1 protein-coding gene is annotated in these 2,043 nt (G+C 47.3%); it reads left to right on the top strand.

Features of this window, described 5'->3' with window-relative positions:
- The coding region (locus tag K8R76_09080) for a tetratricopeptide repeat protein (protein ID MCD4848331.1) at positions 1 to 1,992 on the top strand (1,992 nt) is incomplete at its 5' end.
- Between the last annotated feature and the right edge of the window lie 51 nt (positions 1,993 to 2,043).

Here is a 2,043-nt window from a genome sequence, read left to right on the forward strand (position 1 = left end):
GATGATCATAAACTGGAGGAACTCGATCTCAGAACCAGGGCACTGGAGACCAGGATAGCATTCTGCAACCTATTCAGGGTGCTTTCAAAAGAGAAACGTCTTCTGATCATACTCGATGATCTTCACTGGATCGACAGTACCTGCCTAAAGATTCTGGAATTCGTTATTGCTAATTGTTCCCTCGACTCAGCGATAATGTTTATTCTTCTCTACCGCCCGGAACGGGAGAACGGTGAAGCCGTCGAGTTCGATATCAAACCAGGCTCAGCAGACCTTGAGGAAATTACGATTTCGGAAGTGGATGATGAAGCCTGTCGTGAACTTCTGGTGAAGATACTTTCCGGAATAAGCGAGAGCGGCAGCGGAAATGTAGCCGGGGAGGTAGAGAGCTTCCTGCTTGAGCATGCCGAGGGAAATCCATTCTTCCTTGAGGAGCTTATTCTGGATCTTGTGGAATCAGATGTGATCGAGGAGACAAATAGCCACTGGGATTTCAGCGGTCCTGTTGATGAGATCTACATCCCATCTTCCCTTGCGGGCCTTCTCCAATCTCGTCTGGATCATCTTCCATCGGAGTGGAAGAGCGTACTCCAGAAATCATCCGTTCTGGGGGTTGAGTTTCAGCTGAAGCTCTACAGCAGAATGGTGGAAAAACTGTCCCTTGATTTCAACAGGAGCGTATTCCGGAACCTTGAGCTGAAAAAGTTCCTTATAGGAAAGGGAACAGCCTTCGAGCAGAAATACTTTTTCAGGAACATTCTCATTCATGATACAGCCTACAACAGCATACTTGAGAGCAACAGAAAACTCCTCCACCGGACAGCTGCCGAATCGGTTATGAATCTGTACGCTGAAGAAGAGGAAAAAATTGCCGGCATACTTGTACACCATTGGGAAATGGCAGGTGACATTGAACAGGCTATCCTGTGGGGAATGAAGGCTCTGAATCATGCGGCCGTAAGCTATCAGCACAGTGTTATTCTTGACCTGTCCTCAAAACTTCAGGAATGGCTGCAGGAGCTTCCTGAACAACCGGAGCGTAATCAGCAGCTTCTTGAGGTGTTGACAATAAGACATGTAACTCTGGGCCTTCTCGGCAGAAGGGAGGAGCAGGAAAAGCTTCTCTTCCGCATGTACGGTATTGCTGAAGAGAACCTGCTTCAGGAATGGTTTGTGGAGATACAGAGAGATCTGGGCGATCTCTACATGGAAACAGGGAGAATGACAGAGGCGAGGGAGTATTACGAAAAAGCCAGGGATAATGCGCATGAAGCCTGTGACAGAAGTGGCGAAGGTAAAACACTTTCCAATCTCGGTAATCTGAATTACAAGCAGAAAAGGCTGGCGGAAGCACAGGAGTGTCACGAGAAGGCGCTGGAGCTTCATCGTGAAGTCGGGAACCGCAAAAGCGAAGGGAAAACCCTTGGTAATCTGGGTATTCTGTTCACAAGTCAGGGAAGAACATCTGACGCATTTGAATGCTACATGAAAGCTCTGGAGATACACCAGGAACTCGGGAATCGTCGAAGCGAGGGTATTGTATATGCGAACCTTGGAAATCTGCACTTCAACAAGAATGTACTGGATGAATCAAGAATGTGTTATGAGAACGCCCTCAGAATAGCAATGGATGTGGGCGATACCATTAATCAGGGGATAACCTATGGAAATCTGGGTAGCCTGCACAGGAAGCAGAATCGACCTGAAAAATCCCTTGAATGCTACAACAGTGCCATCAGAATATCACGCGGGGTTGGAGATGTGGTTAACGAATGTCTCAATCTAGGGAACCTTGGAATCATTTTCTTCGATCAGGGCAGAACTGAGGAAGCCCTTTCCTGCTACACTCAGGCATATTCGAAAATCATTAAACTTGAGCTGGGGATAAACGGTTTAAAAGAGTTCACTGAACTTCGCGGTAAGCTGCTCTCATCAGGTATTGCCGACGAAGACATCCCCTGGCCGATCCACTGGAATCCTCCAGGGGAATAACCTGATCCCATAAGGATTCTACAGCACAATTGACTCAATGGTATTCGTATG

Origin of the sequence: Candidatus Aegiribacteria sp. (assembly GCA_021108435.1) — a bacterium.
In the GTDB taxonomy this organism is placed as follows: Bacteria; Fermentibacterota; Fermentibacteria; order Fermentibacterales; family JCC-6; genus Aegiribacteria.